Below are 13,152 nucleotides of genomic sequence, written 5' to 3' on the forward strand. Positions count from 1 at the left end.
AGCCGCGAGCGCCTGCGCAGAGACGACGACAGGCGCAGTTGTGCTGCGGACGATGGGACGTGCACAGCCACCCCTGCGAGGAGCACCGACAAGATGATCGAAGTCACCAACCTCACGAAACGCTACGGCTCGCACGTCGCCGTCGATGACCTGAGCTTCACCGTCAGACCCGGTGTAGTCACCGGCTTCCTCGGTCCCAACGGCGCGGGGAAGTCGACGACGATGCGCGTGATCCTCGGGCTCGACAGGCCCACCGTGGGGCGGGCGCTGGTGAATGGCCGACCGTTCGAGGAGCATCGGGCGCCACTCCGCGAGATCGGGGCGCTGCTCGACGCGAAGGGCACCCACCCGGCCCGCTCTGCCCGCGATCACCTGTTGGCGCTTGCCGCTACCACAGGCATCTCGAAGCGCCGCGTCGCCGAGGTGCTCGACCTTGTGGGCTTGAGCGAGGTGGCCGATCGCCGCAGCGGCGGCTTCTCACTCGGCATGGGCCAACGCCTCGGCATCGCGTCCGCTCTGCTCGGCGATCCGCACACGGTGATGCTGGACGAGCCGGTGAACGGCCTCGATCCGGAGGGAATCCTGTGGATCCGCAAGCTGCTCAAGTCGCTGGCAGACGAGGGACGCACGGTTCTCGTGTCTTCGCACCTGATGAGCGAGATGGCGCTCACGGCCGAGCACTTCATCATCGTCGGCCGGGGACGTTTGATCGCCGATATGTCGGGCTCCGAGCTCACCGCGATGACCAAGCCTTCCAGCGTCCGTGTGCGGTCGCCGCACGCCGGCCGGCTTCGTGATCTGCTCGGACGCGACGCCACCGACATCGTGATCCGCGGCGACGACCTGTTCGACGTCGTCGGTATGGATGCGGACGAGATCGGTGCTCGAGCGTGGTCGGCGCAACTGCAGCTTCAGGAGCTGACACCCGCACGAGCCTCGTTGGAGGACATCTTCATCGGTCTCACCGAGGACGCCGTGGAGTACCACGGCGCCACCGATTCCACCAACAACACGCACGAACTGGAGAGCTCGTGATGAACACCACCACAACAAGACCGGTCTCACTGGCTGCATCGCCGCCGGCCGACGACGTGCAGGCCCGCAAGGTCACCCTTCCCCGGGTCATCCGATCGGAGTGGATCAAGCTGCGATCTGTCCGCTCGACGATCGTCACGCTGGGCCTGACCGCCTGTGCCGTCATTGCCACCGGTGTGCTGGTGTCGATGCTCAGCAATGGCGTCCCCATTACTGCCGAAGACGAGACGATCTACGACCCCGCAGGCAACAGTCTGTTCGGGGCGACGCTCGCCCAGCTCGTGCTCGGCGTCATGGGCGCGCTGGTCATGACGTCGGAGTACTCGACGGGTCTGATCCGCACGACGCTCACCGCAGTGCCCCGGCGGGTGCCGGTGTTGTGGGCCAAGGTGATCGTCGTCGCTGCTGCTGCGTTCGCCACGATGGTGGCGTCGCTGTTGGTGGCGTTCTTCGTCGGACAGGCCGTCTATGGCGGAGGCGGGCCGTCGGCGTCGCTGTCCGACCCGGGTGTGCTCCGAGCGGTGCTTGCGGCGGCGTTGTTCCCGACCGTGATCGCGGTGATGGGCGTTGGCTTCGGCGCGTTGATGCGGCACACCGCGACAGCGATAGGTATCCTGGTCGCGATCTTGTTCGTCGTGCCGGTGCTGTTCGAGACGCTGGGCGGGGTGTGGGGCCGTGCCTCCGAGTACCTACCGGCCGAAGCGGGACAGACGCTGATGACGGTCGTCAGGTATTCGGGCGATATGTCACCGGGCACTGCTCTGCTCGTGCTGATCGGCTGGATCGGGGTTCTGCTCGCCGCAGGCACGATCGCCCTCAAGCGCCGGGACGCGTGAGCATCGTCGGCCTGCGATGTGCTCCACATCGCACCAACGCACAGGTCCTACGGGTGTCTGCCTTGTCCAAAGTCCCGGGCGTCGACCGCTCGTGGCCGGCACTGCGCCCTGTCGTCGCCGATCTGGCGATCGCCGCCAGTGTCTGCGCTGGGGGCCTGACCCACGAGGTGGTCGACGCCGGCGACGTCGGCGCCAGCCTCGATGCGGTCGACTTCGTAACGTGCGCCGGCGCAGCGGCGCTGATCCTGCTGCGCCGGCGCGCCCCGCTGACGGTGTTGGTGGTCGCTGTGATCGCCGCCGTGTGGTCGCTGATCCCTGACGATGGCCCAGGTGTGCTCCGGGTCGCAGCGATCATCGTCCTGTACACCGTGGCGTCGACGTCGGGCCGCAGGACCGCCTGGACGGCCGGCGCTGTGACGGCAGCTGCGCTGTACGTGACGGCGGCGATCACATCACCGGGCCCGTGGTACGACGGCGAGAATTTGGAGCTGATCGCCTGGGCCGGTGTCGCCACAGCGGCAGGCGACGCCGTGCGCAGCAGGCGGGCATACACCCTGGCACGGCAGGAGAGAGCGACAGCGCTTCGAGATCGCGCCGAACGCGCAGAGCATGCGCTCGAGGAGGAGGCCAGGCGGCGAGTGATCGAGGAGCGCATGCGTATCGCTCGCGAGCTGCACGACGTGATGGCTCACCACATCGCAGTGATCAACGTCCAAGCTGGGGTCGCCGCACACCTCCTACGGGACAATCCGACCGGTGCGCAGGAAGCTCTCACGCACGTCCGTCGCGGAGCCGCAAGCGTGCTCGACGAGCTGAGCAGCATCCTCAGCGTGATCCGCCGGCCCGACGAAGCGGCCTCGACGACAGACCCTCTCCCCACCCTCGACGACCTGCGACGCCTCATCGCCGACTTCGCCAAGGTCGGCCTCGAGATCGAATGGCACACGGCCGGCGCGCCTCGACCGGTGGCGCCGACGATCGGCCTCGCCGCCTACCGGATCATCCAGGAATCCCTGACCAACGCCCATCGCTACGGCCGCCATCAGCGAGCCACCCTGCGACTCACCTACGAACGCGATGCGCTGCGCATCGAGATCCTCAACGACATCGACACCGACCGACCGACCGGAACGCGACGAGGACACGGCACCGTCGGCATGCGAGAGAGGGCCGCCGCCGTCGGCGGCACGATCGAGATCGGGCCAACCGCCGACGGCCAGTTCCGCGTCCATGCCACCCTCCGCACCGAGCAGGCCGAACCATGACGATCCGCGTGCTGCTCGCCGACGACCAGGCGCTTATCCGTGCGGGCTTCAAAGCCCTCATCGACTCCGCTCCCGATCTCACCGTCGTCGCCGAAGCGGCAACCGGCGCCGAAGCCGTGACGCAAGCCCGGTCGAGCCGGGCCGACATCGTGCTGATGGATATCCGCATGCCCGACATGGACGGCATCGCGGCGACACGAGCTATCACGACGGACGACGACATGGCCGGCGTCCGTGTCGTCATCCTCACCACCTTCGAGATCGACGACCTCGTGATCCGCGCCGTCCAGGCCGGAGCCAGCGGGTTCCTCGGCAAAGGCGTCGGCCCCGCTGAACTCCTCGACGCGATCCGCATCGTCGCCTCCGGTGAGGCACTGCTCTCCCCGCGAGCGACGAGCGGTCTCCTGGCCCAGCTCCGCCACCACGAGCGGCCCCTCCCGACGACCGAATCCGAACGGTTCAGCAGCCTCACCGCACGCGAGCGCGAACTCACGACGCTCGTTGCAACTGGACTCAGCAACGACGACATCGCCGAACGCCTCCACCTCTCACCTCTCACCGTCAAGACCCACGTCAACCGGGCCATGATGAAACTCGGCGTGCGCGACCGCGCCCAACTTGTGGTCCTCGCCTACGAAGGTGGGCTCATCCAGCCCGGCCGGCACCCCTGACCCGCGATGACTGACAACCGGCGAGACGCCTCCAAGGGTCGACGTCGGGTTGGCAACGCCGATCTTGGACGCCTTCGCCGCGTCGGTCGCGGACCCGCAACCAGCCGAGACCCCTTGGAATCACTCATCCAGGCGCCTCAGCCCGCCTCACTGAAGCGCCCAGGCGTGAACGTTTCGGCCCATCAAACGCCGAGATCCCGTCCGATTGGAGTGATCGGACGGGATCTCGTCAACCGTTCGTGCCTGGATTCGTGAACGGTCCTGTGTGGACCTGAGGGGATTTGAACCCCTGACCCCCTCGTTGCGAACGAGATGCGCTACCAGGCTGCGCTACAGGCCCGTGTGGATGTCCTTGAGGACGCTGGAAACTGTAGCACCCCGGGCGGGGCGGGCCGAAATCGGTTACTCGCCGGCGGCGCGGGGGCGGCGGTCGTCCTCGGCGTACTGGTCGAAGAGCGGGGTGCGGCGGGGGCCGCGCGGGTCGCGCTCCTCGCGGACGGGACGCTCCTCGCGCGGGGCGGAGGCGCTGGAGCGGGCGGCGCTCCAGGTGCCCGGGGCGTCCAGGTCGACGCCCCGGGTGTGGCGGGGGGCGACCGGGGCGCTGACATAGGTGGGCAGCGGGACGGGGGCGGGTTCCCAGCCCTCCGGCCCCTCCGGGAGCGTCTTGCGGCGCTGCTGGTCGACCCACTCGGCGTGGTCGGTCTGCTCCACCACGGCGCGGCGCCCGTCGGCCACGGCCGGCGGGCGCTCCCGGTCCCGGTCCCGGTCCCGCTCCGCGGTCCGGTCCGGGGCGGGGACCGCCGGGCGGGCCGGGGCGGGGTCCTCGGCCGCCGCGCGGGGCGCGACGGGGCCGCGGCTGCGCTCGCGGTCGCGCAGCCGCCGGGCGGCCTCCTCGGCCTGCCGGCGGTCCTGGACATGCGCCAGCCGGCGCCGCTCCTGGCGCCGGACATGAATGATGTAGTTGCTGAGCAGGACCGCGAAGAGGGCGGGGAGCCAGAGGAAGGCCCGCCCCTGGGCGGCGGTCAGCAGCCCGCCGAGGGCGAAGGCGAGCAGCAGCACCATGGTGGTGCGGCGCCGGCGTGCCAGGACCTTGGCGCGGGCGGCGGCGGCAGCGGGCGCCGGCGAGGGTGCGGGCGCGGGGGGCGAGGGGGGTGAGGGATCGGCGGGGCCGACGGGCCGGGCGTAGGCGCGCAGGTCGACCGCGGCCTCCTCGCCGTTCTCGCCGGCCGGCATCCCCTCCGCCGTCTCAGCGGTGACCTCTTTCACGGGTTCCACGGCTTCCACGGCTTCCACGGCTTCCACGGCACGCTTGCGCCGCCGCTCGGTCAGTACCCTCCCGGAGAGCACCCGCTTCGCGGTGCTGAAGCGTTCCGTCGGGCGTGCGTCGTTGAGCTCGTCCTGGCGGCGGAGCCACATGGGAACGAGATACGCGGCCCAAGCCCCGACGATCATTGCGAAGATGAGGCCACTGCTGTTCACGGTCACACGGTAGAGGGGTTTGCGCTTCGGCATCTGCCACATTGCGCGGTGTGTTGCACGATCGAGGCGTATCGCCGGTCATTTCGTCGGATCGTTATCAAGGAATCCCGGAAATTCGAATGTTTGTTTTATTCGGTCAGGGACGGCGACGGCGGGGACGAACGCAGCGCATGCCAGCGCGTCAGCAGGCCGTTCGGGACCTCCTCGGCGGTGAGGGCATAGACCAGATGGTCCCGCCAGGCACCGTCGATATGCAGGTAGCGGGGCCGGACGCCTTCTTCCCGGTAACCGAGTTTCTCCGCCACCCGGCGGCTGGGCAGGTTTTCCGGGCGCACGCAGATCTCCAGGCGGTGCAGCCCCAGCGTGAAGAAGCAGTGGTCGGTGACCAGCGCCACGCCGGTCGGCATCACCCCGCGCCCGGCCACCGCCCGGTCGATCCAGTAGCCGATGTGGCCCGCGCACATCGAACCCCAGGTGATTCCGGAGACGGTGAGCTGCCCGACCAGCCGCCCCCGGTATTCCACGACAAAGGGGAGCATCCGGCCGGCCCCGGCCTCCCCGCGCAGATGGCGCACCATCTGGCGGAACGTCGGCCGGCGCGCGGGCAGATGGCCCGGCGTCGGCGGTGGCAGGGTCGCCTCCCAGGGCCGCAGCCACTCGCGGTTGCGCCGGTTGACCTCCATCCATGCGCGGTGGTCGCGCTGGCGTATCGGACGGAGCATGACATCGCCGTCCGCCAGTTCGACGGGCCAGTGGGCATTCATGGGGTATCTCGCGTCTCGGGGGGCGGCGGTATGCGCGGATGATCCCCGCCGTGGATCTGCTGCACGGCGTGGAGCAGCAGCGGCTCCAGGACGGCCAGACCGTCGCGCACCCCGCCCGCGGAACCGGGCAGGTTCACGATCAGCGTACCTCCGGCCACCCCGGCCAGCCCGCGCGAGAGCGCGGCGGTGGGCACCTTGGCCATCCCGGCGGCCCGGATCGCCTCGGCGATCCCCGGGATCTCGAAGTCCAGCACCCGGCGGGTCATCTCCGGGGTGCGGTCGGTGGGCGTCAGACCGGTGCCGCCGGTGGTGAGCACCACGTCGTAGCCGGCCGCGACCGCGGCCCGCAGCGCGGCCTCGACCGGCTCGCCGTCCGGCACCACCTGCGGTCCGTCGGCGGCGAAGCCCATCCGGCGCAGCCCGTCGGCCAGCAGCGGGCCGCCGGTGTCGGCGTAGACCCCGGCCGAGGCGCGGTTGGAGGCGGTGACGGCCAGTGCCCGGTAGGGCGGCGGCGCGGCGGGGGCGCCGGCGGCGCCCACGCCGCCGGCCGTGGCGCCGGTCATGAGCTCCGGCTCCAGTCGCCCGAGGTGCCCCCGGTCTTCTCCTCGACCCGGATGTCGCTGATCACCGCGCCCTTGTCCACCGCCTTGACCATGTCCACCACGGTGAGGGCGGCGACCGAGACCGCGGTCAGGGCCTCCATCTCCACGCCGGTGCGGTCGGCGGTGCGGACGGTGGCGGTGATCAGGACGGCATCGGGGGCGAGGGAGAGACCGACATCGACGCCGGAGAGGGCGAGCGGGTGGCACAGCGGCACCAGGTCGGGGGTGCGCTTGGCGCCCATGATCCCGGCGATGCGGGCGACGGCCAGCGCGTCACCCTTGGGCACGCCCTCGCCGCGCAGCAGGTCCACCACGCGCGGCGACACCAGTACCCGCCCGCTGGCCCGCGCGGTGCGGGCGGTGATCTCCTTCGCCGACACATCGACCATCCGGGCGGCGCCGGAGTCGTCCAGATGCGTCAGGTGTGAGCTGCTCATGAGGAGTGAGCGTACCGCCAGGACCTCGCGGACCGCCCGGGTGCGGGAAGCGGCCGGGACCGCCGGGGCGGCCGGGGGCCGTCAGTCCGCGGGGGCGAGCAGGACGACCTCAAGTTCGGTGCCGGGGGCCACCTCGGTGACGTCCTCCGGGACGGTCAGCAGGCAGTCGGCCTGGGCCAGGGCCGCGATCAGATGGGAGCCGGCCCCGCCCACCGGCCGGACCGTGCCGCCGGCCGGGTCGTGCAGGCCCCGCAGGAACTGGCGCCGCCCGGCGGGCGAGGGCAGCGGAGCCCCGGCCGCCAGCCTGGCCCGGGTCCGCGGCCGGTGCAGCCGGCGGTGACCGGCCATGGCGCGCAGCGCGGGCCGGACGAAGATCTCGAAGGAGACATAGGCGGAGACGGGGTTGCCCGGGAGGGCGAGCAGCGGGATGCGGTCCGGGCCGACCAGGCCGAAGCCCTGCGGCTTGCCCGGCTGCATGGCCAGCCGGCGGAACTCCACCCGGCCGGGGCTGCCGTCCAGATCGGCCAGTGCCTCCTTGACCACGTCATAGGCGCCGACGCTGACCCCGCCGCTGGTGACGATGAGGTCGGCGCGGACGAGCTGGTCCTCCAGGGTGGCCCGCAGGGTGCCCGCGTCGTCGGCCACCGCCGCCACCCGGTAGGCGTCGGCGCCCGCCTCCCGGGCCGCGGCGGCGAGCAGAAAGCCGTTGGCGTCGTAGATCCGGCCCGGACGCAGCGGGTCGCCGGGCTGGGTGAGCTCGCTGCCGGTGGAGATCACCACCACCCGGGGGCGGGGCCGCACCCGCACTGCGGGGCGGCCGATGGCGGCGAGCAGCCCGAGCTGGGGCGCGCCCAGCACGCTGCCCGCGGGCAGCGCCACCGCGCCGGCGCCCACATCACTGCCGCGGCGGCGGATGTGCGCGCCGGGCGCGGGGGTGCGGTGCACCCGCACCTCGCCGCCCGCGCCCTCCGGGCGGGAGCTGTGCGGGGCCATGGACTCGGCCGGGCCGCCGCCGCTGCCGCCGTCCGTCCACTCCACCGGGACCACCGCCTCGGCGCCCGGCGGCACCGGGGCACCGGTCATGATCCGGGCGGCCTCGCCGGGCCGGACCACGGGCGGGGCGCCGCTGCCCGCCGCCACGTCGCCGACCACCCGGAGCACGGCCGGATACGCCTCGGACGCGCCCTCGACATCGGCGAGGCGCACCGCGTAGCCGTCCATCGAGCTGTTGTCGAACGGCGGCAGCGCCTGCGGGACCAGGACGTCCTCGGTCAGCACGCAGCCGTGGGCGTCCGCCAGGTTCAGCTCGATCGCGTCCAGCGGGCGCATGGCCCCCAGGATGTCCGCCAGGTGGTCGTCGACGGACGTCAGGTCAGCCAATCTCCTGCATCTCCCCGTTGACGTACTTGACCAGCCAGTCACGGAAGTCGGGGCCGAGATCGGAGCGCTCGCAGGCCAGCTTGACGATGGCGCGCAGATAGTCGCCGCGGTCACCGGTGTCGTAGCGGCGCCCGCGGAAGACCACGCCGTGCACCGGGCCGCCGATGGCCGGGTCGGCCGCCAGGGTCTGCAGGGCGTCGGTGAGCTGGATCTCGCCGCCGCGGCCGGGCGGGGTCTGCCGCAGCACGTCGAAGACGGCCGGGTCCAGCAGGTAGCGGCCGATCACCGCGTAGTTGCTGGGCGCGTCGGCCGGGGCGGGCTTCTCCACCAGGCCGGTGACCCGGACCACGTCCTTCTCGCCGGTGGTCTGCACGGCGGCGCTGCCGTAGAGGTGGATCTGGGACGGGTCCACCTCCAGCAGCGCGACCACCGAGCCGCCGTGCTCCTCGCGGATGCGGGCCATGGTGGTCAGCAGCGGGTCCCGGGGGTCGATCAGGTCGTCGCCGAGGAGGACGGCGAAGGCCTCGCCGCCCACGTGCGGGGCGGCGCACAGCACGGCGTGGCCCAGGCCCTTGGGGTCGCCCTGGCGCACGTAGTGGATGGCGGCCAGGGCGCTGGACTCCTGGACGGCGGCCAGCCGCTCGGCGTCCCCCTTGCGCTGGAGCGCCTCTTCGAGCTCGTAATTGCGGTCGAAGTGGTCCTCCAGCGGACGCTTGTTCCGGCCCGTGATCATCAGGACGTCCGTCAGGCCCGCGCTGGTGGCCTCTTCCACCACATACTGGATGGCCGGCTTGTCCACCACCGGCAGCATTTCCTTGGGCGTGGCCTTGGTGGCGGGCAGGAATCGCGTACCGAGGCCGGCGGCGGGAATCACTGCCTTGTTGATCCGGGGAGCAGAGCTCCGGGGACGAGAGGTCATGTGGTCACCTTATATCCGTTTAGGCTGCTCACACAGCGTACCGATCCGGAGGCGCTTGTGGCGGGAACAGTCGGAAACGGTCGGCAGTCAGGAAAGGAACCGCGGGAGACTTGGGCAGTGTGAGTGACATCGGCGCACGGAAACGAGCCGTCCGCAGGGATCTGCTGGCGGTGCGGGCCGCGATGGCGGACGACGAGCTGGAGCAGGCGGCCCGGGGCCTGGCGCACCACGCGCTGACCCTGCCCGAGGTGGCGGACGCCCGGACGGTGGCCGCCTATGTCTCGGTCGGGCACGAGCCGGGCACCGGGCAGCTGCTGGACGCGCTGCGCGGGCGCGGCACCCGGGTGCTGCTGCCGGTGCTGCTGGCCGACGACGACCTGGACTGGGCGGAGTACGCCGGCCGGCCGGCACTGGCGGAGTCGGAGCATCCCGCGCAGCCCGGGCGGATGCGGCTGCTGGAGCCGGGCGGGCGGCGGCTGGGGCCGGACGCGGTGCGCGAGGCGGAGGTGGTGCTGCTGCCGGGGCTGGCGGTGGACCGGCGCGGGGTGCGGATGGGCCGCGGCGGCGGTTCATACGACCGGGCGCTGGCCCGGCTGGCGGCGGCGGGCTCCGATCCGGCACTGGTGGTGCTGGTGTACGGCCACGAGGTGGTCGGCGCCCTTCCGGACGAGCCGCACGACCGCCGGGTCCACACCGCCGTCACGCCGTACGGCGTGCACCGTTTCCGCTGACCCCGGCGGCCGGCCCCGGAGCCGGGGCGCCGGAGCCGGGGCGCCGGGGTCAGCCGCCGGGAGTCAGCCGCCGGGAGTCAGCCGCCGGGAGTCAGCCGCCGGGAGTCAGGGTGAGGGTGTGTGCGGTGGTGCCGGCCAGGGCCTCCTCGGTCCAGGCCCAGGGGAGGTATTCGCCGCGGGCCCACCTGCCGGTCTGGTCGGTGTAGTTGTCGTGGTAGGCGTGGCCGGAGTTGCCGGAGAGGTTGATCCACTCCGAGTCGTCGAAATCGGCCAGGCTGACGATCATCCGCATGGACGGCACCCAGGTCACCTTGTAGCCGCCGGCCGCGTTCCAGCCGGTGGCGTTGACCGCGTCCTTGCCGCCGGAGAGATTCCACGGCCCGCGGTTGAGCAGCCAGCGCACCGGCCCCGGCCCCTCCGCGCCCAGCGTCGGGTTGATCAGCGAGAGCTGGTGCAGCCGCCCCCAGCTCCAGGTGTCGATGTCCTTGCCGAGCAGCGAGGTCAGCTCCCAGCGGGCGTCCTTCATGGCCTTGGCCAGCAGCTCGTCCCGGTTGGCCGAGGCCGGGTCGTCGCGGTTGGCGGGCGAGTGCCACCACTCGCTCTCCGGCTGCTCCAGCAGGATGCGCACCACCTCGAACCAGCGGTCGCCGCCGTCCGGCTGTGCGGTCTCCGGGGAGCGGTCGCCGCACTCGCGCTCCAGCACCGGCCGCCCGTCCTCGTCCTCCAGCGGCGCCGAGTCGTCGGCCGGGCGGACCCACAGGCACTGGCCCTCCACCCGCACCTCCTTGGGCAGCTTGTGCCCGAAGGCCAGCTTCAGCAGGTGCCGCCAGACCGCGTTGTAGTAGGCGGCGGCTGCGGAGTCGGAGTCCTGGGTGTAGTCCCAGCCCTCCAGCAGCTGCTGGGCCTCGCGGATGTAGGGGTCGTCGATGTCCACCTTCAGCAGGTAGGGGGTGAGCACCTTGGCCATCTCGTTGCTGTTGTCGAGCTGGAAGGAGCGCATGTCCCCCATGGAGATCTTGCCGCCGTCCGCGATCACCGTCTGGATCAGGTCGTCGATGCGCTGGCTGCGGGTGCCGTAGGACCAGTCGTCGGTCAGCAGATACGGATAGCCGTCGTCCACCACGGCCTGGTTGGCGGTGACGATGTAGCCGCGCTCCGGGTTGTACTCCCAGGGCAGCTCGTCCTGCGGGAGGTAGCCGGTCCAGTCGTAGGCGGAGTCCCAGCCGGGCGCGGGCAGCCGGCCGTCGCCCTTGCCGCGGACCGGGATCAGCCCGGGCGCCTGGTAGCCGATGTTGCCCTCGGTGTCGGCGTAGAGCAGGTTCTGCGAGGGCACCGCGAACAGCCGGGCGGCCTGCCGGAAGTCGTCGAAGTTCTGTGCCGTATTGAGGGCGAAGACGGCGTCCATGGTGCGGGACGGCTCCAGGGCGGTCCAGCGCAGCGAGACGGCGTAGCCCTGGCCGCGGTCCGGGGCGGTGCTGCCGACCGGGGCGTGCTCGCCGACATTGCTGAGCTCGTCGCTGCGGTCGGAGAGTATCGGCCCGTTCTCGGTGGAGCGGACGGTGAACTCGCGCGGTTCGCCGCCCGCCACCGAGATGGTCTCGGTGCGGGTGCGGTACGGGATCATCTCGCCGTCCCGCAGATAGCGGCCGTTGTCCAGCCGCTCCAGATAGAGGTCGCTGACATCGGCGCCGAGGTTGGTCAGGCCCCAGGCGATCGTGGAGTTGTGGCCGATGATCACGCCCGGCATGCCGGAGAAGGTGAAGCCGGCCACGTCGAAGGGGCACTCCTCGCTGACCTCGGCGCAGCGCAGGCCCATCTGGTACCAGATGGAGGGCATGGACGGGCCCAGGTGCGGGTCGTTGGCCAGCAGCGGCCGGCCGGTGGTGGTGTACTCGCCGGAGATCACCCAGGAGTTGGAGCCGATGCCGCTGCCGTAGGGGCCGAGCAGCGCGGGGATGTCGTCCAGGGTGGCGGCGAGGGAGCCGAGCTGGGTGGCGACGCCGTCCAGCGCCTCCCCCGCCCCCTCGTCGTCCGTCCCGCCGTCCGCCGCGCCGCCGCCGGCGGCGTCCCCGGTCCCGGTCTCCTCCCCGGTCCCGTCCTCGTCCCCGGTCCCGGTGAGGTCGGCCAGGCCGGTGGTGTCACCGCTCGGCCGGTAGGCGCCGTCGGTGATCTCGCCGCCGTCCACGATGGGGCGGTTCCGCTCGTAGGGGTAGGGCGGGTAGAGGTCGTCGATCTGCTCCTGGCTCAGCCGGCCCTGGAGCAGGGCCCGGTCGATCTCGTCCTCCATGTTGCCGCGCAGGTCCCAGGCCATGGCCTTGAGCCAGGCGACGGAGTCGACCGGGTCCCATTCCTCCGGGGTGTAGTCGCTGACGAAGCCGAGGGCGGCGTATTCGACGGAGATCTCCTTGCCGCTGCGGCCCGCCAGATAGGCGTTCACGCCGTCCGCGTAGGCCCGGAGATAGCGCTTGGTGTCCTCGGAGAGCAGTTCGTCGTACTCCCGCTGGGCGATGTCGCGCCAGCCGAGGGTGCGCAGAAAGATGTCGGTGGAGACCTGGGAGTCGCCGAACATCTCGGAGAGCCGGCCGGCGGTGAGATGACGGCGCACGTCCATCTCCCAGAACCGGTCCTGGGCGTGCACGAAGCCCTGGGCCATGAAGAGGTCCTCGGCGGTTTCCCCGGTCAGGGCGGGAATGCCGTACGCGTCCCGCTCCACGGTCACCGGCGCGGACAGGCCGTCCATCGTGACCTCGCCGCTGAGCTGCGGGAACGAGGCCCGTACGGTGGCGACGGACCACCAGGTGCCGTAGCCGAAACCGGCCAGCAGCAGCAGGACAACGACGATTCCGAGGATGCGGAAGCGGCGCAGGGACTTCTTCGCGGGCATCGCTGTCCTTCGCGGGCGACGGTCGGACTCGGAGCAACCTTAGACACTCCGCCAGACGGGTGGCGCCACGGGGAGGCGGGGAAGGCGACGACATGATCCACAAGATGGTAAATTTCCCGTAAAGCGCCTGAATCCATCCGCATGTAGCG

General features: G+C 71.5%; 12 protein-coding genes and 1 tRNA gene. 5 read left to right on the plus strand and 8 right to left on the minus strand.

The window, feature by feature from the left end:
* The first annotated feature begins 93 nt into the window (after nucleotides 1-93).
* The 4 genes from BM242_RS05505 (at nucleotide 94) to BM242_RS05520 (ending at nucleotide 3,807) form a co-directional block, all read left to right on the plus strand.
* A complete protein-coding gene (locus tag BM242_RS05505; protein ID WP_093837518.1) occupies nucleotides 94-1,035 on the plus strand; it encodes an ATP-binding cassette domain-containing protein in 942 nt (313 codons plus the stop codon).
* Nucleotides 1,035-1,871: an ABC transporter permease gene (locus BM242_RS05510; protein WP_093837519.1), complete on the plus strand. Its 837-nt coding sequence runs from the start codon at nucleotides 1,035-1,037 to the stop codon at nucleotides 1,869-1,871. The genes BM242_RS05505 and BM242_RS05510 overlap by 1 nt, the downstream gene beginning before the upstream one ends.
* A 62-nt stretch (nucleotides 1,872-1,933) precedes the next feature.
* The gene (locus BM242_RS05515; protein WP_139238269.1) at nucleotides 1,934-3,136 is read left to right on the plus strand and encodes a sensor histidine kinase; all 1,203 of its coding nucleotides are present in this window, start codon (nucleotides 1,934-1,936) and stop codon (nucleotides 3,134-3,136) included.
* Entirely contained in the window at nucleotides 3,133-3,807 is a 675-nt protein-coding gene (locus BM242_RS05520; RefSeq protein ID WP_093837521.1) for a response regulator, read from the plus strand. Before BM242_RS05515 ends, BM242_RS05520 begins: the two co-directional genes overlap by 4 nt.
* A 266-nt stretch (nucleotides 3,808-4,073) precedes the next feature.
* Here the strand turns inward: BM242_RS05520 and BM242_RS05525 are convergent.
* The 7 genes from BM242_RS05525 to BM242_RS05555 form a co-directional block, all read right to left on the minus strand.
* Nucleotides 4,074-4,147, minus strand: a tRNA-Ala gene (locus tag BM242_RS05525).
* 62 nt (nucleotides 4,148-4,209) lie between these two features.
* On the minus strand, nucleotides 4,210-5,286 hold the full coding sequence (gene sepX, locus BM242_RS05530; RefSeq protein ID WP_093837830.1) for a divisome protein SepX/GlpR: 1,077 nt from the start codon (nucleotides 5,284-5,286) through the stop codon (nucleotides 4,210-4,212).
* Nucleotides 5,287-5,414: 128 nt separating this feature from the next.
* Nucleotides 5,415-6,050: a GNAT family N-acetyltransferase gene (locus BM242_RS05535; RefSeq protein ID WP_093837522.1), complete on the minus strand. Its 636-nt coding sequence runs from the start codon at nucleotides 6,048-6,050 to the stop codon at nucleotides 5,415-5,417.
* Nucleotides 6,047-6,613 carry a MogA/MoaB family molybdenum cofactor biosynthesis protein gene (locus tag BM242_RS05540; RefSeq protein ID WP_093837523.1) on the minus strand — a complete coding sequence of 189 codons (567 nt, stop codon included), beginning with the start codon at nucleotides 6,611-6,613 and terminating at the stop codon, nucleotides 6,047-6,049. Before BM242_RS05540 ends, BM242_RS05535 begins: the two co-directional genes overlap by 4 nt.
* A complete protein-coding gene (gene moaC / locus BM242_RS05545; RefSeq protein ID WP_093837524.1) occupies nucleotides 6,610-7,089 on the minus strand; it encodes a cyclic pyranopterin monophosphate synthase MoaC in 480 nt (159 codons plus the stop codon). Before moaC ends, BM242_RS05540 begins: the two co-directional genes overlap by 4 nt.
* A gap of 81 nt (nucleotides 7,090-7,170) precedes the next feature.
* Nucleotides 7,171-8,469, minus strand: coding sequence for a molybdotransferase-like divisome protein Glp (gene glp, locus BM242_RS05550; RefSeq protein ID WP_425443811.1), 1,299 nt, complete (start codon nucleotides 8,467-8,469; stop codon nucleotides 7,171-7,173).
* Nucleotides 8,462-9,388 carry a UTP--glucose-1-phosphate uridylyltransferase gene (locus BM242_RS05555; RefSeq protein WP_093837525.1) on the minus strand — a complete coding sequence of 309 codons (927 nt, stop codon included), beginning with the start codon at nucleotides 9,386-9,388 and terminating at the stop codon, nucleotides 8,462-8,464. Before BM242_RS05555 ends, glp begins: the two co-directional genes overlap by 8 nt.
* Before the next feature lie 119 nt (nucleotides 9,389-9,507).
* Between BM242_RS05555 and BM242_RS05560 the strand changes: the two genes are divergently transcribed.
* The gene (locus BM242_RS05560; RefSeq protein WP_093837526.1) at nucleotides 9,508-10,119 is read left to right on the plus strand and encodes a 5-formyltetrahydrofolate cyclo-ligase; all 612 of its coding nucleotides are present in this window, start codon (nucleotides 9,508-9,510) and stop codon (nucleotides 10,117-10,119) included.
* A gap of 91 nt (nucleotides 10,120-10,210) precedes the next feature.
* On the opposite strand, the gene BM242_RS05565 is transcribed toward BM242_RS05560, so the two are convergent.
* Nucleotides 10,211-13,003: a penicillin acylase family protein gene (locus BM242_RS05565; protein ID WP_093837527.1), complete on the minus strand. Its 2,793-nt coding sequence runs from the start codon at nucleotides 13,001-13,003 to the stop codon at nucleotides 10,211-10,213.
* Nucleotides 13,004-13,152 lie beyond the last annotated feature (149 nt).

It is taken from the genome of Streptomyces aidingensis, assembly GCF_900112355.1.
GTDB lineage: Bacteria > Actinomycetota > Actinomycetes > Streptomycetales > Streptomycetaceae > Streptomyces > Streptomyces aidingensis.